The following is a 17,391-nucleotide window of genomic DNA, read 5'->3' as shown; positions in this document are numbered from 1 at the left end:
TGCAACTGTCAAAAAGGCATCGGAACAGGAAATTTTACTGTTCCAATGCCTTTCATGCTTTTTATACTTATTATTTATTTTCGCTGCTCACGGTTCTTACATTTCATCTCATACATTCGCTCATCTGCCCAGTTAATATACTGTTCCATGGATGCCTCGGTATCCGGCTCCTTCTGGTAATAACCGATACTCATAGACAGACGGTACGGCAGCTTCTCATCCCTCTGCCACTGCTTTAACAAGGCTGTTATCTGAGCTTTCTTTTCTTCAGCCTGTTCCCAGCTTAAAGCATCAGAAACCACTAAGAATTCGTCCCCTCCATAACGGATAATCAGTTCCTTTTCACAGAACGCCTCCTGCAATGCCTCTGCTGCAAGGCAGATTGCCTGGTCACCCGCTTCATGACCAAACTCATCATTGATTTTCTTTAACCCGTCCATATCAGCAAAGATAAATAACAATCGACGTCTGCTGGTATTTGCCTGTTTTACCATATCTACCACAAAACGGTTGATTCCCATCCGGTTATAAACTCCTGTCAGGCTGTCGCGGACTGCCATATTATCAATGTTACGGGCAGCATTCCGAAGTTCTGATACATTCTTTAACTTTTCCAATGCATTACTGATATTACGAATCCAGACATAATAATTCGGAATATGTTTTGTATCCAATGTACCGGTCAGTATCATATATCCCAGGCAATTATCCCTGAAATGAACCGGCATATAGAGATATTCCCCTGAACCTCTGCCATTCCACATTGCCGGGAACATCTGCTCACTGGTAAAAGAATAAAATTCCGGCATGCCGTCCTCATTATTTAATTTGGTTATGTATATCTTGTTTTCATAATCCCGGGTAATTGTGCGGTTGCGTAAAATGCTGTTACCACGGCCGGTCATCTCATAATAAATACTCTTATTCAGGCACAGATATACATCCTCTGTCGTAAACTTTCCAATATTCTGGCGGATACAGAAGATTAATTCTTCCAATGATTCGCACTCCATCATCTCATCTTCCATATTGTGTATCTGATAAGTATATTTTTCATTTTCTTTTTTTTCAAGGTATAACGTTTCTATCGCAGATACCACGCGCTTTTTATCCTCTAAAACACAGCCACAGCTTTCATCCACTGCAACACGGGATGTCAAAATCAGTTCCTGTTTCTTCCCTGTCTCAATTTCCTGCAAAAGCAACTGCATAGCGGTATATCCCAGTGTCTCCTTTGGTCTGTCTACCGTAGTAATTCCCGGAATATAGCGCCGGGTATCATAAGAGCCATCAAATCCTGTTACTGCTATGTCCTGTGGCACCTGATATCCCAACTGTTTCAAACGGTTGCAGGCACCTAATGCCATCTCATCATTGGCACAGCAAAGTGCCCGTGGCATCCTTCCAGCCTCTTCCATGGCATCCACTACCTGTACGCCACTGTCAAAGGAAAAATCCCCATGCCATACCGCATAATCTTCTGCAGAATAGTTCTTTTCTTTCACAAAATCTTCAAATGCCTTCTGGCGGATATTACTCTCTTCATTTGTTGCATTTGCAGCTACAAAATGAATCGGATGATAGCCATGACTGTCAACATGTTCTACCATCTCCCGCATTGCCTTATAATTATCTATTCCAATCAGGCTTAAGCCTTCTACCTTTTCCTCAAAGCTTACTGCAGGAATGCCAGCGTGACGTATTCTTCGAATAATTTCCTCTTTTGTTGGTTTCTCCCAAATTGTATTTGTCGCAAAAATTACGCCATCAAAACGTGAAAGATTAGCCAGCGAATATATTTTATTTTCTCCAAGCACATGCTTGTCCGAAATCTCACTTCCTGCCTGACAGGTAAAAATAGAGATTGCATAGTTTGCTTCCTTTGCCTTACGAATAATACCATTAATTAATCTGGTCTGATATTCACTATTCCATCCAGCTAAAAAGACTGCAATATTACCCAGTTCTTCCATTATGTTCCCTCCAGCATATTTCTTTTATTTTACCACAAATATTCCGACTTTCCACCTGCTTTTTATGAAACTCTTTAAATTTATTTACCAGACATTTATCCCACATTCTCGTGCCTGCGACGGTCGCTTGCGGCATCTACCTTATACGCCGCAGTGTGCATCCTCACGGAGCGTTTTTTACTTTACAGGAAAGCAATTTCCTGTAAAGCAAAAAAGACCTGCAAAATAACAGGTCTCTTTTTCTACATCTTCTTTATATATTTTCTTCAGTTTTCTTATAACTGCGTTGTTACGAAAATATCGTAAATTGCCTTGATGGCATTTTCAAAATCAGAATTACTTACTCCAATGATAATATTTAACTCAGATGACCCCTGGTCAATCATCTTTACATTGACATTTGCATGTGCCAGTGCTGAGAAGATTCTTCCGGATGTTCCTCTGGTGGAACGCATACCGCGTCCTACAACTGCAATCAGGGCGATGTTAGACTCTAATTCTACGCTGTCCGGCTTTGCAAGGCGGTGAATTGCAGATACAACTGCCTGTTCCTTGCCTTCAAATTCCGGCTGATGTACAAATACGGTCATGGTATCAATACCAGATGGCATATGTTCAAAATTAATACCGTTTTCTTCAAATGCAGAAAGCACTTTACGTCCAAAACCAACTTCTGAATTCATCATATCTTTATCAATATTTACAGATACGAAGCCTTTCTTTCCGGCAATACCGGTAATGGTATATTTGGACTGGTGACAGGTTGTTTCCACAATCCATGTTCCCTCATCTTCCGGTGCATTGGTATTACGGATGTTGATTGGAATACCGGCTTTACGAACCGGGAATACTGCATCTTCATGTAATACGCTTGCTCCCATGTAGGAAAGCTCTCTTAACTCACGGTATGTAATTACTTTAATTGGTTCCGGATTGTCAATAATTCTTGGGTCTGCAATCAGGAAACCGGAAACATCAGTCCAGTTCTCATATGCTGTAGCATGAACAGCCTTTGCAACAATAGATCCTGTAATGTCAGAGCCGCCTCTGGAGAAGGTCTTAACACTTCCGTCCGGCATGGAACCATAAAATCCAGGAACTACAGCACGTTCAACCTTGGAAAGACGTTTGCTCAACACTTTATCTGTCTTGTCTGCATCAAAGTTACCATCTTTATCAAAGAAAATTACTTCTGCTGCATCCACAAATTCATAGCCTAAATAGTTCGCCATTACAATACCATTTAAATATTCGCCTCTGGAAGCTGCGTAATCAGAACCTGCCTTAGCTGCAAAGTTCTTCTCAATTACTTCAAACTCATCTTTCAGAGAAAGCTTTAAGTTCAATCCGTTAATAATGGAATCATAACGTTCTGCAATCTTTTTTAAATCCTTATCGAAATCCTCATCATTTTCCGCCAGAGCATAACATGCATATAACATATCTGTTACCTTGGTATCTTTGGAATTTCGTTTTCCCGGTGCACTTGGTACAACATAGCGGCGTTCCGGGTCTGATGTGATAATCCTGCCTACTTTTGCAAACTGCGTTGCACTTGCAAGTGAACTTCCACCAAATTTAACTACCTTAATCATCGTCATTTGCTCCTTTACTATCTCATAACTCAAGATTGTATCTTATTTTTCCCCATTTGAAAAGAAGTAAATGTAATTTCCATTTAAAAATTTCAATTTAATTTCTATTCAATTTATGCTTCTTCCTGTTTTTTGGTCTTTAACAGTTTGGTAAAGCAGCTTGCTGCTACCATAACACCTAATACCATCAGAAGTACTGCAACAATGAGCTGCAATCCATCTACTAAGAATACTGCAGTTCCATTCATTACATTGCTTACCAGTGCAATGAATTTCTGAACCAGTGCAGTAAAGGTTACTGCCAGCATGCTTACCATTGGTACATACAGTGTCCAGCCGGTACGTCCGGTAGTCTTTAAGAATACAGCCAGTGCAATCAGAACAAGTGCTGCAAGTAACTGGTTTGCAGAACCAAACAGCGGCCATACATTGTTGTATCCGCCCAGTGTTAATAAGTATCCAAAGAATAAGGTCACGATTGTTGCGAAATATTTATTGGTTAATACTCTGCGGACACCACCCATTTTTGCAGGGTCTGTTGTATCCTCATAGAATAATTCCTGAAAGGACATTCTTCCGATACGTGCTACAGAATCCAGTGAAGTAAGTGCTAATGCAGATACACACATGGTCATAAATACAGTTGCCACATCATTTGGTACCCCTAACATCTCAAGGAAGCCTGCAACACCGGATGAGAAGATTGCAAATGGTGTTCCATCTGGTTTTGTACCATTTACAGCTACTGCACCAACAACGACCAATACGATAATTCCAAGTAATGACTCTACTACCATTGCGCCATAACCAACCATAGGCATATCTTTTTCATTGCGGATGGTCTTAGATGATGTCTCAGAAGATACCAGACTGTGGAATCCGGAAACAGCACCGCAGGCAATGGTTACAAATAAGGTCGGGAACAGATAGGATTTACTTCCGTCTGCTCCGGTTAAAACGAATCCGTTAAATGCATTTAACTGCATTGCAGGATGTGCAACTACTACACCAACAACTGCGCCGATAATCATACCAAGAAGCATAAAGGTTGTCATATAATCTCTTGGCTGCATCAAAAGCCACATTGGAAGTACCGATGCCAAGAATAAGTAAATCATGATAATGTAGATCCACATGGTCTTATTGGTATAGATTGGAAGTTTCATGCCTACTGCAAACATTACTACGATTAATGCAATTGCAACGATACCTTTTACGATTTCGTTCATCTTTGGTGCTTTCTTTAAGATAATACCAAGGATAACTGCAACACCAATAAATAACATGGAAACGGTTGCTGCTGCACCGTTAGCATATACAGCATTACCATCACCTGCCGGATATGCATTGAAGGTTCCGGCAACCATATCTGTAAATGCTGCGATTACCAAAAGGGTAAATAACCAGCAGAATAACATGAAAAGCTTTCTTCCCATCTTACCGATGTACTTTTCAATAATCATACCCATGGATTTTCCTTCATTCTTAACAGATGCATACAGAGCACCAAAGTCCTGTACTGCTCCGAAGAACAATCCACCAACTACTATCCATAAGAATACAGGTACCCATCCGAATACACTGGCAAGGATTGGTCCCGTAACAGGGCCTGCACCAGCAATAGATGAGAACTGATGTGAGAATACGGTAAATCTGGATGAAGGAACAAAGTCCTCTCCGTCTTCATATTTTACTGCAGGGGTTTCAGCTTTCGGGTCGATTCCCCATTTGTTAGCCAGCCAGCGTCCATAAAGTAAATAACCGGCAGCCAACAATACGATGGCTATTAATACAATAACTAAACCATTCATTTTCAAATTCCTCCTCATATGAATTATTTAATTATTGTTTTTACTCCCTTTTAAATTTAATGTCAAGGTCTAAATTTAATCAATTTTATATTACTTTTTTAATCTATCCTTCCTTCAATCGTTGCTCTGCAATGCGTCATAGCCGGTCTCCCCGGTACGAATTTTCTGGGCGGAGCGAATCTCATAGCTGAAGATTTTGCCATCGCCGACCTCCCCGGTAAAGGCTGCCTTCTGTATGGCTTCGATGGTTTTTTGTTCCCATTCTTCGGAAGATACTACGATTTCAAATTTGATTTTCGGAAGCATCTGCACTGCCACTTCCATGCCCCGGACAATTTCTTTATATCCTCTCTGCACACCGCATCCCATAACCTGCGATACTGTAATACCGTTGACTCCGATGGCATTTAATGCTGCTTTTACATCTTCGAATTTTTCTTCCCGCACAATTGCATCTATTTTAATCATCATATCTGATTATCTCCTTTTCTATCCTACTGGTCTAATCCGTTGAAGCTTGGGTAAGCATTTTCTCCATGCTGTGTTATATCCAGTCCAAGCTGTTCTTCTTTTAAGCTCACACGAAGCGGAGTAAAGATTCTTACCACTGCTACACAAAACAGGGTACCAACCACTGCAATTACAATGGTAATTAAAATTCCTTCCATCTGTGCCAGGAAAAGACGGTAATCTCCAAACACCAGACCATCCCATTTTGCAGTACTGTTAATGGATTTCTGTGCAAAAATTCCGGTAGCAATTCCACCCCAGATACCGCCGATTCCATGGCATCCAAATGCATCCAGCGCATCATCAATTTTCAGTTTCTTCTTAATAAGTGCAACTCCGAAGTAGCAAATCGGGCTGACCAAAGCTCCGATAATAAATGCTGACCAGATTGGAACAAATCCTGCACCCGGTGTAATTGCCACAAGCCCTACCACAAGCCCGGTGGATGCACCTACCAGAGTTGGCTTTCCTTCTTTTACAACATCAATAAGCATCCAGGATAATAAGGCTGCTGCTGCAGAAATTGCAGATGTCATAAATGCATGGGCTGCCAGTCCATCGGCTGCCAGTGCACTTCCTGCATTAAATCCAAACCAGCCAAACCATAAAAGAGATGCTCCTAATACAACAAACGGGATATTATGAATCCGATAAGTTACCTGCTCATAACCACGTCTTCTACCAAGTATGATTGCCAGAACCAATGCACTGACTCCGGAGCTGATATGTACCACATCTCCTCCGGCGAAATCAACAGAACCAATGGCTGCTAAAAGTCCACCTTCTCCCCAGACCATATGTGCCAGTGGATAATATACAACAAAGGACCATAATGTCACAAAGAGAAACAGTGCCTTAAACTTCATTCTTCCTACTAAGGAACCGGTAATCAGTGCCGGTGTAATCATGGCAAACATCATCTGAAATGCACAGAATACAAGATGTGGAATGGTATCTGCATAAGGACCTGCTTCCCAGTCTACACCATTCAAGGCTATCCAACGGAAATCTCCGATGATACCTCCGTGATTGCCACCAAATGCAAGGGAATAACCAAACAGTGTCCAGAGCACTACTGACAATCCCATGATTGCCACACATGCCATCATCGTGTTACATACATTCTTTCTTCGTACAAGACCTCCATAGAAAAATGCAAGTCCCGGTGTCATAAAAAACACAAGTGCTGTTGCAATCAGCATAAAGGCTGTATCTCCAGTATTCATATCTAATCCTCCTTCTTTTCACTTGAGAAACTCTTTATGCGAGTAGCGCACGGAGCAAAGCATGTGCCTTGGCACATTCTCGTGCCTGCGGCGGTCGCTTGCGATATCTGCCTTATACGCCGCAGTGTGCATCCTCGCGGAGCGTTTTTTACTTTACAGGAAAGCAATTTCCTGTAAAGTAAAAAAAAGATGCCAAAAACACGTTTTCGTGTTTTTGACATCTTCGTCTACAGCTAGGACTATAGCACTTTTCTATCCCTATTGCAAGGGCATTTTTTAATCAATTAATTATTTTTTGTTCTTTTATTAGTTTTTTTGCGATATTTCCGGCTGTTTTCTCACCCAAAAGGATACTTTATTTCATCCATTTATCTGCTTCTTCTTTCAGCCAGGAGTACCATACTTCCATTCCCTCTCCGGTCTTTGCGGAGATTGGGAATATCTTAAGATTCGGATTCCGTTTCCATGCATACTCCTTTACCTTATCCATATCAAAGTCAAAATATGGCAGCACATCAATTTTATTAATAATAAGTGCATCGCATACGGTAAAGATTAATGGATATTTCAATGGCTTGTCGTGTCCTTCCGGTACGGATAAAATCATTGCATTCTTCACTGCTCCGGTATCAAATTCTGCCGGGCAGACAAGGTTCCCCACATTTTCAAGGATAGCAATATCTACATCCTCAGTGCCAAGTTCCTTCAAGCCCTGTCTGGTCATGTCTGCATCCAGATGGCACATACCGCCGGTATGAAGCTGCACAACCTTTGCCTTTGTCTTATCAGCAATCGTCCATGCATCTACATCGGAATCAATATCCGCTTCCATGACTCCTACCCGGTAGTCCTTTAATAGTTCATTGACCGTTGGCACCAGGGTAGAAGTCTTGCCACTTCCCGGTGAAGACATCAGATTTAAGAGAAATGTTTTCTCTCCCTTTAACCGTTCTCTTAAGCTGGCAGCATCCTTATCATTATTTTCAAATATACTTCTTTTTACTTCAATTACTTTCATTTCCAGTTCCTCAATTATACCCTATTTTACATCTGCTCTTGCCAGTGCATCTTTATAATACTTGAAGTCTGTAAATACTTCGTTGGTATACGGATTCTTCTTATTCTTTACAGATTTGTAAATGATGTATCCTAAAGCAATGGCATTTACAATCAGTGCCAGTGCGCTGACGATTGTCATTGCGGTCGGATCTGCATTGTTCGAAGTTCCTGCTACAATGCCATTTACCGTTCCGTCTGCATACTGTCTGGAAATGGTTGCCCATGGATAATAGGTTGTTCCATCGGCAGCAGTCTCCTGAAACAGTGGAAAAATCTGGGCAAACATACACCAAATTGCCAGTGTATTTGCACGGTTCATAATCCAGCCACCCTTGTTCCAGATTAATGCTGCAATAGTAGGTGCTAAAAGCAGTGCTACACCACAGAACCAGGAGTGGGTTGGCAGACAATTGTAGGTATAAGCAAAGTTCCAGATATCATATACTACAATGTAAACCCAGATCATATCCGGCCAGATCATATCCTTCTTGTCTTTGGAGGAATATACTTTCCACCAGCCTGTCATGCAAAGGATATTTAAGATTCCTGCGATTCCGTTCATTACGTTGTGCCAGCCACCATAGAGCCATACATCTTCGGAAGATAACCACCAGGAATACCAGCCGTTGATTGCGGATTCGAAATCGCTGGCTACTGCAATCAAAATATTAATTGCTACAATTACAAACGGGAATGCGCGGAACCACTGTTTCTTTCCAATACCCCATTCATACTTAATCATCATAAAGCCGATACATCCGGCAAGTGCTGCATACAGTTTTGCGTAATGGAACCATCCATTCATATAAAGATGTGTCTGGTTATTTACTGCCCATTCTACGCCCTGTCCTGCGCATACTGCAATTACAACAAAGTAAACGGTAAGTGCCAGCGGAATAATTCCAAACATCATAAGTCCACCAAACTTGGTTCTTCTTGCAAACTCATTTAATAAAATAAGTCCGGCTAAGACTGCCAGCATGGCAATCCACTGATAAATTCCATTTCCTCCATAAACATGAAACAACATTTTTAACCCCTTCTTTCTTTGATAAATATTTTATCCGAAAGCCTGCCTCAGCAGGCCTCCATTTCTTTGATACTGCATTCATTTCCCGTCAGCAGATAGGTGTCATCACTCTTACAGTACGGACATTGTCTGCCGAATTTTACAGTCGGATAAGTCTTTTTGCAATTCTCGCACATGGTTACCGCCGGAAGCGTCTCGATACGCAGTTCCGATTCCGATAACAGGTCCGATTTCTTCCGGTAATAGTCCCAGCAGTCTAAAAGGTATTCCGGGACAATTCCGCTGACTTCTCCAATTTCCAAAGTAACAGAACCTATCTTCGTCACTTCATTTTCTTCTGCTACTTCCTTTAATGTTTTGGAAATATGAATGATAATTCCCAGTTCATGCATACACTCACATCCTGCTTTTTATTTCTTCCTGCCTTTGAATTTAATCTTAATCTCACGCTTTAACATATATGGGAAGATTGCCTTTAACTTGTCTTCTGATTTTACCATGCGGCTTGCATCCGGCAGGTCACGGCTTAAGTGGATGGCGTCAAATTCGCACTTCGTTGTACAGATTCCACAGCCGATACACTTATTCGGGTCTACTACGGTAGCACCACAGCCCAGGCAGCGGTTTGCTTCCTTCTGTACCTGCTCCTCGGTAAAGGTGCTTCGTAAATCACGGAAAGTATGCTTTGCATCTCCAGCCTTATGTCCCGGCACCTGACGTTTTGCATTGTCAAAGGTCTCAACTTTAATATTGTCTTTATCCAGCTCAATGAACTGTCTTCTGTTACGTCCCAAAGTAAGGCTCTGTCCTTCATGAACAAAACGGTGAATAGATACACAGCCTTCTTTTCCTGCTGCAATGGCATCAATGGCAAATCTTGGTCCGGTATAGTTATCTCCACCGGTAAAAATATCCGGTTCTGCGGTCTGATATGTTACCGGGTCTGCCTTTAAGGTTCCGTTCGGATTAAACTCCACTCTGGTTCCTTCTAATAAAGCCCCCCACTTAATAGACTGTCCAATGGATAATAATACCTGGTCACAAGGAACCGTTAATAATTCTTCTTCGTCATATTTTGGTGCAAACCGTTTATTCTCATCCAGTACAGAGATACATTTTTTGAATACCACTGCGGTTACTTTGCCATTCTCGGTAAGGATTTCCTTTGGTCCCCAGGAATTATTAACTGTAATGCCTTCCTCTTCTGCTTCTGCCACTTCATCATCTGCTGCCGGCATGATATCCCTGGATTCCAGGCAGAACATGGATACTTCAGAAGAGCCTGTACGGAGTGCTGTTCTTGCAACATCTACTGCTACATTTCCTCCACCGATTACTACGGTCTTGCCGGATAATTTCACGCCTTCTTCATTTAAGTTGACACGACGTAAGAAGTCTACTCCGGTTTCTACGCCTACTGCGTCTTCTCCCGGTACTCCGGTCATACGTCCACCCTGTGCACCAATTGCTATGTAAAATGCTTTATACCCCTGTTCACGCAGCTGTGCTATGGTAATGTCCTCGCCAACTTCTACGCCGCACCTGAATTCTACCCCCATCTCGCGCAGCACATCGATTTCTGCATTGATCACATCTTTTTCCAGACGGAAAGACGGAATACCATTCATCAGCATACCACCCGGTCTCTTTTCTTTTTCAAATACAGTTACCGGATATCCCATCTTCTTTAAATAAAAGGCTGCTGACATTCCTGCCGGACCTGCCCCGATTACCGCTACCTTCTCCTCAAAAGGCTTGCCGGAATAATTTAACATTGGCGGAATATAGCGTTTTTCAGCATGAAGTTCCTGTTCCGCAATAAATTTCTTGATTTCATCAATAGCAACTGCCTGGTCAATAGTTCCTCTGGTGCAGGCGTCCTCGCACCGGCGGTTACAGATTGCACCACAGACTGCCGGGAACGGATTCTCCGTCTTAATCAGCTTTAATGCATCCAGATATCTTCCCTGGGATGCCATCTTAATATAGCCCTGTACCGGAAGATGTGCCGGACATGCTGTCTTACATGGTGCAGTACCGGTATCATAGCAGTTAATCTGGTTATCATCCTTATAATTCGGATTCCATTTCTCCGGTCCCCACTTCGTAGTATCCGGAAGTTCCTGCTGTGGATAAGTGATATGTCCGCCATCTCTGGTACATAATTTCTGTCCAAGCTTTGCTGCTCCGGCCGGACAGTACTCTACGCATCTTCCGCAGGCTACACATTTCTCCGGTTCTACACTGGCACGGTATGCGGACCGTGACATGTTTGGTGTGTTAAAAAGCTGGGATGTTCGCAGTGCATTACATACACCAACTGCACAGTTACAGATTGCAAAGATTTTATCTTCTCCGTCAATATTCGTAATCTGATGGACATAGCCATTATCCTCTGCACGCTGCAGAATCTCCATTACCTCATCATAATCAATGTAACGGCCCTTTCCGGTCTCTACACAGTAATCTGCCATGTCACCGACACCAATACATAAATCATCCTCTAAGTCTCCGGTTCCCTCCCCACGGATTCGCTGCTGACGTCTGCAGGAACATGCACCAACGGAATATTTATCATATTTATTGAGCCAGTGGGAAATATGCTCCACGCTTGCCGACTGCTGGTTTGCCGGGATTGCTTTTTCTACCGGAATAACATGCATTCCGATTCCTGCTCCACCCAGCGGAACCATAGGTGTAACTTTCTCCAGCGGAAGTTTTGACATCTGTTCAAAGAAATCTGCAATCTCCGGATGTGTTTCCACCTGCTCTTTATTCATTACCATGAATTCTGCACAGCCCGGAACAAACATTGGCAGTATGTACTGCTTATGATGGTCTTCATTTTCCCGGTTGTATTCAATCAGTCCGATGACACTCATCTGCTCTAACAGTTCTTCGGTCCGTTCTACGCTCTTCTTACATTTCTTTGCTACTTCTGCTGCGGTAGCCGGTACTCTGACTTTCATTGCCAGTGCAACTTCTGCCATCTCATCCGTTACCACTCCGGCAAGTCCCCAGTATTCCGGGTCATTTTCCGTAACTTTCACTCCGATTCGGTCTGTAATTTTCTGACCGAGTTTCAGAATCAATTCTCTTGGTTCTGCCATGTGCCCCTCCTTTGTATGATACCTGTATTGCTCCCCTCACAGGTTGTTTTTTGTCGTGATTCATCACAGTATTTGTATATATTATACAATATCCGGTTATTTTTATCAATAATTATCACACTTTTCACAATAGTTCTTCATAAAAAAGAAACTGTGTCTTGTGAATTTTATACACAAAACACAGTTTCCTGTTTCTTTTGATTTTCTCACTGTTTGAAACTCATTTTCTAAAATCAGTTTCCAAAATTCTTATTTTCTATTAATCCAGTGGAATCAGTTTTTCTTTTCCACCCATATATGGCTGCAATGCCTTTGGAATATTTACGCTTCCGTCCGCATTGAGGTTGTTCTCTAAGAACGCAATCAGCATACGAGGTGGTGCAACTACAGTATTATTTAAGGTATGTGCGAAATATTTATTTCCATCCTTGCCTTTGACACGGATTTTCAGTCTTCTTGCCTGTGCATCGCCTAAGTTAGAGCAGCTTCCTACTTCGAAGTATTTCTTCTGACGTGGAGACCATGCTTCTACGTCACAGGATTTCACTTTCAAGTCTGCTAAGTCTCCGGAACAGCACTCAAGGGTACGTACCGGAATATCTAAGCTGCGGAACAAATCTACGGTATTCTTCCAGAGCTTGTCATACCACTCTTTGGACTCTTCTGGCTTACATACAACAATCATTTCCTGCTTCTCAAACTGGTGGATACGATATACACCACGTTCTTCAATACCATGTGCTCCTTTTTCTTTACGGAAACATGGAGAGTAGCTGGTCAGGGTATATGGAAGTTTTTCTTCATCATTGATGGTATCAATGAATTTACCAATCATGGAATGCTCAGAAGTACCAATCAGATACAAATCCTCGCCTTCGATTTTATACATCATGGCATCCATTTCATCAAAACTCATAACACCGGTTACAACATTGCTCCGAATCATAAATGGTGGTACACAGTATGTGAATCCACGGTCAATCATAAAATCTCTTGCATAAGAAATAACTGCAGAATGTACTCTTGCAATGTCTCCCATCAGATAGTAGAAGCCATTTCCCGCAACTTTTCCTGCTGCGTCCAAATCAATACCATGGAAACGATCCATGATATCGGTATGATATGGGATTTCAAAATCCGGAACAACCGGCTCACCAAATTTTTCAATTTCTACGTTACAGGAATCATCTTTTCCAATCGGAACGGATGGGTCTATGATGTTTGGAATTGTCATCATAATCCTGGTAATCTTTTCCTGTAAATCTTTTTCCTGCTCTTCTAACTCTGCAAGGCGGGCTGCATCTTTGCTTACCTGCTCTTTTAATGCCATAGCTTCGTCTTTCTTGCCCTGTCCCATCAATGCACCAATCTGCTTGGAAATACTGTTACGGTTTGCACGTAATGCATCTGCTTCCTGCTGTGCACTTCTTGCCTGCTCATCTAACTCAATTACCTCGTCTACCAGTGGCAATTTGTGATCCTGGAATTTCTTCTTAATGTTCTCTTTTACGATGTCCGGATTTTCCCGTAAGAATTTTAAATCAATCATCTTTGTTCTCCTTCTTTGATATCATGTGCTTTTTTTGAAAATTTTATAGGATTGATTCGTAAGCATGCGATTTTTCTCGCTACTCGCATAAAAAATGCCTTCCATCCCATGCATTTTCATACATGGGACGAAAGGCTTATCTACCGTTCCGCGTTGCCACCCATTTTGCCGCATCTCTTTTTACGTCTTCTCTTCTTTGCCTGCGACCACTTCATTGCGTATCATAAGGGGTACGAACCCGTGGCTTTCACCACCAGCCTCCGAAAGTGGACCAATTGCTTCCTAATACCGGCTCACACCAGCCGCCGGCTCTCTGAATTATTCCGTCAATCTTAGCTTTCGTCAAACGCTGTTTTTACTCTGTTCCCTATTATAGCGCGGGGATTGGATTTACGCAAGGGGATTCTACAATCCTCTGATTATATTTAAGTAATCCTGGCGCTGATCAACAACAGCATAGATTATAACTCTTTTATTTTCTTCATTTATCTTATAGAAAACCAGATTTTTTTCCAATATCAACACCCGATGCCCTTGTCTTTTCAATACAAGATAATGCGGTTCTCCCCCCTTTAATGGATGAACCGCCAAATCAAGAATATTCTGTTCCAGTTCTTCTAATTTTTCCAGTGCAACCTTATTACCAAAATTTTCGGCTATATACAATACGATTTTTCTAATCTGCGCATCTGCCGTTTCTGTACGAACAACTTCATATTTCAATAATTCTATTCCTCCCCAAGCATTTGTCTTAAATCATCAAATGTTTCACGAACCGGTGCTACTCTACCATTCTTTACATCATCTTCCGCTTCTGTAAGAATTTCCAAAAGTTCTATTCTTGACTTCATTCTTTTATATTCCTCATACGAAAGAGAGACTGTATCACCCCGACCGTTTACTGTGATTATAACCGCTTCATTTTCTTCTCTGCATTGTTTTGAAATTTCACTATAATGATTTCTTAAATCTGCAGATGGTCGTATTGTTTCCTGTAATGCATGCATAAAAAACACCTCCGCCTATATTATAGTCACATCATATCATGATTTGACTATGTTATCAAGTTTTCCATTCGTAAACCCATCGTAAACCATCGTAAAACCATAAAACCCATAACAAAATTCGGAAGGGATTTTTGTTACTTTTTACTATATCCATGTTCATTTCTGGAAAAAGAATGTGCCTTGGCACATTCACGGTCTAAGCGATTTTTCTTTTAACAAAATTTTTGCAGTTCTTTATATCTAAAATACTGTGTTGCTGAAAAATGTGATGAATGTATGGTTAGTCGATAACTGTTGCATCTCTATCCCACAAAAACTCTCTATGTCCATTCCAATTAACCCTATAAAAGGTATATCCTTCTGCCTCATTATTAAAAACTTCTAATACATCAAACTCGGTTCCATAATCCGTCAAAATAAAATCGTGATACTCTTTGTCACTTGGCTGGTCTGTTAAATATGCTCCATTTGAATTCGTAACCTTCACCCGAAACAGCACCGGCTCCTCTGTTTCTGTCTCCGTCATAGCCTCGGTCTCTGTCACGTCCTCATTTTCTACCTTTGCCTCCGTTGCTGCCTCGCTCTCTGTCTCAGTTGTGACAACTGCTTCGGTCACTTCTGTGGCAGCTGGATTTGCCTGCTCTTTCGTGCTGCCACAGGCTGTAACTGATATTGCCATAAGTATCGTTAATACTCCTGTCATAACTTTTTCCGCTATTGCTGTTGAAATCTTTCTGTTTTTCATAAATGTCCGCCTTTCCTGTTTATCTTCCTTTTATCATTTGAACTGCTCTCTATTTTAGTACATATATTTACTAAAATCAATAGTAAACATCTTTATTATGATAAATTAAAAAAGTCCTCTGCAAGACATACTATTTTTAGGATATATTCTGGATTTTTTGAGAATTATATAAATTTATTTTTGAAAAATTCCGGATTTATTTTTAGATTTGGAGATTATATGGATTATATACAGCGAATGCGTAATTTACGCGAAGACCATGACAAAACCCAGCAGGAAATTGCCGACGTTCTCGGAACTTCCCAGACCATGTATGCCCGTTACGAACGTGGTGCTAACGAGCTTCCTATCCGTCATCTTCTGAAGCTTTGCCATTACTATAGTGTTTCTTCCGATTATTTTCTTGGTCTTTCTGATATAAAAACAGCTCATTTACACCATGACAGTAAAACCTAAAAAGAGGAAAATTCAATGAAATCTGAATTTTCCTCTTATTTTACACGTTTTCTATTTTTTACTCGTGACGCAATGCCTCGATTGGGTCTAAGTTTGCTGCCTTATAGGATGGCAGAAGACCGAAAATAATTCCGATAATCATGGAGAATACCACGCCGCCTACGGCTGCCGGTGCACTGATGGCAACCGGTGTGGTACTAAGTTTTGAGATAATCTCAGCTAATATGATTCCCACCAGAACTCCAATCAATCCGCCTAAACTGGTAAGTACTGCTGCCTCGGTTAAGAACTGTCCTAAGATAACAGACTTTCTTGCTCCGATTGCTTTCTTCAGACCAATCTCACTGGTACGCTCCGTTACGGATACCAGCATGATATTCATTACACCGATACCGCCAACCAGAAGGGAAATTCCAGCAATCCAGATTAACATGGTATTGGTGGACTGGCTCAACTGCTGAATTTGTTTTGCCTGCTCCAGTAAGTCTTCGGATTTGTACTTAATGGTATCATCCGATGTTGCAAGATAGCCATTTAAAATATCGGCACTCTTCTTTCCTGCATTGGTCATATCGCTGGTGCTCTTTGCTTTAATGAGAACCTGCTGTGGTTCGTCATAACGATAGATAATCGGCCAGGTTACAGATGGTACATAAATCTTACCACTGCTGTCCTGGGAATAAGTATAATAATCATCAATGGAATTGATAACCGGCTCGAACTGCTCGCTCTTGGTTGCAATTCCTACAACAATATATGGCTGCTGCTTAATCTCAATGGTCTTTCCAATTGGATTCTCACCCTGAAATAATGCTTCTGCAGAATCTTCATCTAAGATTGCGACCTTTGCAAAATCACTATAGTCCTCTTCGGTAAAGCAGCGTCCGCTCTTCATAATCATTCCCGCAGTATTAAAGTAGCCATTGTCTACTCCCATAATATAACCGCCGGAAAGAGAAGTATTTTTATAGTATGCTCCATCATAATCCTGTCTGGAAAGGAATAAAGATGCATCCTCTACTTCATCCAGATCTTTAATCTGCTCCAGTGCTTCATTTGTAATTACCGGAATTCCACCCGGTACACTTTCATAGGAAAAATCCATGGAATAATCTCCCTGGTACAACTGCACTGTAACATTGTTATCGCCTGCGCCAATCAGGTTCTGCTCAATCTGTTCATTCGTTCCTTTAATCGTAGATACAATTGCAATAATTGCTGCAATACCAATAATAATACCCAGCATAGTTAAGAAGGAACGCATCTTGTGTGACCAGATACCCTGAAAAGATAATCTTAAATTTTCTAACATGTTCGTCC

At 41.4% G+C, this 17,391-nt stretch carries 15 protein-coding genes; 1 reads left to right on the top strand and 14 read right to left on the bottom strand.

Translation table 11 applies throughout. From position 1 onward, the window contains the following. Positions 1–74 precede the first annotated feature (74 nt). The 13 genes from DWW33_RS06865 to DWW33_RS06805 form a co-directional block, all read right to left on the bottom strand. Positions 75–1,973 carry a diguanylate cyclase gene (locus DWW33_RS06865; RefSeq protein ID WP_118639137.1) on the bottom strand — a complete coding sequence of 633 codons (1,899 nt, stop codon included), beginning with the start codon at positions 1,971–1,973 and terminating at the stop codon, positions 75–77. A 275-nt stretch (positions 1,974–2,248) separates the two neighbouring features. Then, a complete protein-coding gene (locus DWW33_RS06860) occupies positions 2,249–3,568 on the bottom strand; it encodes an aspartate kinase (RefSeq protein WP_118639136.1) in 1,320 nt (439 codons plus the stop codon). A gap of 113 nt (positions 3,569–3,681) precedes the next feature. Then, entirely contained in the window at positions 3,682–5,379 is a 1,698-nt protein-coding gene (locus DWW33_RS06855; RefSeq protein ID WP_118639135.1) for a carbon starvation CstA family protein, read from the bottom strand. Between the two features lie 114 nt (positions 5,380–5,493). After that, the gene (locus DWW33_RS06850; RefSeq protein WP_022243940.1) at positions 5,494–5,850 is read right to left on the bottom strand and encodes a P-II family nitrogen regulator; all 357 of its coding nucleotides are present in this window, start codon (positions 5,848–5,850) and stop codon (positions 5,494–5,496) included. A gap of 23 nt (positions 5,851–5,873) precedes the next feature. Then, positions 5,874–7,115, bottom strand: a complete 1,242-nt coding sequence (locus DWW33_RS06845; RefSeq protein WP_118639134.1) for an ammonium transporter — start codon at positions 7,113–7,115, stop codon at positions 5,874–5,876. A 355-nt stretch (positions 7,116–7,470) separates the two neighbouring features. Then, complete coding sequence (gene hypB / locus DWW33_RS06840; protein WP_117840602.1) at positions 7,471–8,133, bottom strand: hydrogenase nickel incorporation protein HypB; 663 nt, start codon at positions 8,131–8,133, stop codon at positions 7,471–7,473. A 21-nt stretch (positions 8,134–8,154) separates the two neighbouring features. Beyond that, a complete protein-coding gene (locus DWW33_RS06835) occupies positions 8,155–9,204 on the bottom strand; it encodes a DUF5692 family protein (RefSeq protein WP_117840600.1) in 1,050 nt (349 codons plus the stop codon). Positions 9,205–9,251: 47 nt separating this feature from the next. Beyond that, positions 9,252–9,596, bottom strand: a complete 345-nt coding sequence (locus tag DWW33_RS06830; protein ID WP_117697576.1) for a hydrogenase maturation nickel metallochaperone HypA — start codon at positions 9,594–9,596, stop codon at positions 9,252–9,254. A gap of 18 nt (positions 9,597–9,614) precedes the next feature. Further along, entirely contained in the window at positions 9,615–12,314 is a 2,700-nt protein-coding gene (locus DWW33_RS06825; protein ID WP_118639133.1) for an FAD-dependent oxidoreductase, read from the bottom strand. 259 nt (positions 12,315–12,573) lie between these two features. Further along, the gene (gene serS / locus DWW33_RS06820; RefSeq protein WP_022243934.1) at positions 12,574–13,863 is read right to left on the bottom strand and encodes a serine--tRNA ligase; all 1,290 of its coding nucleotides are present in this window, start codon (positions 13,861–13,863) and stop codon (positions 12,574–12,576) included. Positions 13,864–14,268: 405 nt separating this feature from the next. Continuing rightward, the gene (locus tag DWW33_RS06815; RefSeq protein ID WP_117840596.1) at positions 14,269–14,586 is read right to left on the bottom strand and encodes a type II toxin-antitoxin system RelE/ParE family toxin; all 318 of its coding nucleotides are present in this window, start codon (positions 14,584–14,586) and stop codon (positions 14,269–14,271) included. A gap of 5 nt (positions 14,587–14,591) precedes the next feature. Next, positions 14,592–14,870 carry a type II toxin-antitoxin system Phd/YefM family antitoxin gene (locus DWW33_RS06810; RefSeq protein ID WP_022243932.1) on the bottom strand — a complete coding sequence of 93 codons (279 nt, stop codon included), beginning with the start codon at positions 14,868–14,870 and terminating at the stop codon, positions 14,592–14,594. 280 nt (positions 14,871–15,150) lie between these two features. Then, a complete protein-coding gene (locus tag DWW33_RS06805) occupies positions 15,151–15,615 on the bottom strand; it encodes a hypothetical protein (RefSeq protein WP_118639132.1) in 465 nt (154 codons plus the stop codon). Positions 15,616–15,834: 219 nt separating this feature from the next. On the opposite strand from DWW33_RS06805, the gene DWW33_RS06800 reads away from it, so the two are divergent. After that, complete coding sequence (locus tag DWW33_RS06800; protein ID WP_118639131.1) at positions 15,835–16,071, top strand: helix-turn-helix domain-containing protein; 237 nt, start codon at positions 15,835–15,837, stop codon at positions 16,069–16,071. A gap of 58 nt (positions 16,072–16,129) precedes the next feature. Here DWW33_RS06800 and DWW33_RS06795 read toward each other — a convergent pair whose 3' ends face one another. Then, positions 16,130–17,383, bottom strand: coding sequence for an ABC transporter permease (locus DWW33_RS06795; protein ID WP_118639130.1), 1,254 nt, complete (start codon positions 17,381–17,383; stop codon positions 16,130–16,132). Between the last annotated feature and the right edge of the window lie 8 nt (positions 17,384–17,391).

Source organism: Roseburia sp. AF15-21 (genome assembly GCF_003479505.1).
Lineage (GTDB): Bacteria > Bacillota > Clostridia > Lachnospirales > Lachnospiraceae > Roseburia_C > Roseburia_C amylophila.
This window is presented reverse-complemented; position numbering and strand designations above follow the sequence as displayed.

What these genes read in the sequence shown, in the direction of transcription:
- DWW33_RS06865 (WP_118639137.1), bottom strand. Translation starts at nt 1,973, where the DNA reads ATGGAAGAACTGGGTAATATTGCAGTCTTTTTAGCTGGATGGAATAGT.
- DWW33_RS06795 (WP_118639130.1), bottom strand. Translation starts at nt 17,383, where the DNA reads ATGTTAGAAAATTTAAGATTATCTTTTCAGGGTATCTGGTCACACAAG.
- DWW33_RS06860 (WP_118639136.1), bottom strand. Translation starts at nt 3,568, where the DNA reads ATGATTAAGGTAGTTAAATTTGGTGGAAGTTCACTTGCAAGTGCAACG.
- hypB (WP_117840602.1), bottom strand. Translation starts at nt 8,133, where the DNA reads ATGAAAGTAATTGAAGTAAAAAGAAGTATATTTGAAAATAATGATAAG.
- DWW33_RS06855 (WP_118639135.1), bottom strand. Translation starts at nt 5,379, where the DNA reads ATGAATGGTTTAGTTATTGTATTAATAGCCATCGTATTGTTGGCTGCC.
- DWW33_RS06805 (WP_118639132.1), bottom strand. Translation starts at nt 15,615, where the DNA reads ATGAAAAACAGAAAGATTTCAACAGCAATAGCGGAAAAAGTTATGACA.
- DWW33_RS06845 (WP_118639134.1), bottom strand. Translation starts at nt 7,115, where the DNA reads ATGAATACTGGAGATACAGCCTTTATGCTGATTGCAACAGCACTTGTG.
- DWW33_RS06810 (WP_022243932.1), bottom strand. Translation starts at nt 14,870, where the DNA reads ATGCATGCATTACAGGAAACAATACGACCATCTGCAGATTTAAGAAAT.
- DWW33_RS06835 (WP_117840600.1), bottom strand. Translation starts at nt 9,204, where the DNA reads ATGTTGTTTCATGTTTATGGAGGAAATGGAATTTATCAGTGGATTGCC.
- DWW33_RS06800 (WP_118639131.1), top strand. Translation starts at nt 15,835, where the DNA reads ATGGATTATATACAGCGAATGCGTAATTTACGCGAAGACCATGACAAA.
- DWW33_RS06830 (WP_117697576.1), bottom strand. Translation starts at nt 9,596, where the DNA reads ATGCATGAACTGGGAATTATCATTCATATTTCCAAAACATTAAAGGAA.
- DWW33_RS06850 (WP_022243940.1), bottom strand. Translation starts at nt 5,850, where the DNA reads ATGATGATTAAAATAGATGCAATTGTGCGGGAAGAAAAATTCGAAGAT.
- DWW33_RS06825 (WP_118639133.1), bottom strand. Translation starts at nt 12,314, where the DNA reads ATGGCAGAACCAAGAGAATTGATTCTGAAACTCGGTCAGAAAATTACA.
- serS (WP_022243934.1), bottom strand. Translation starts at nt 13,863, where the DNA reads ATGATTGATTTAAAATTCTTACGGGAAAATCCGGACATCGTAAAAGAG.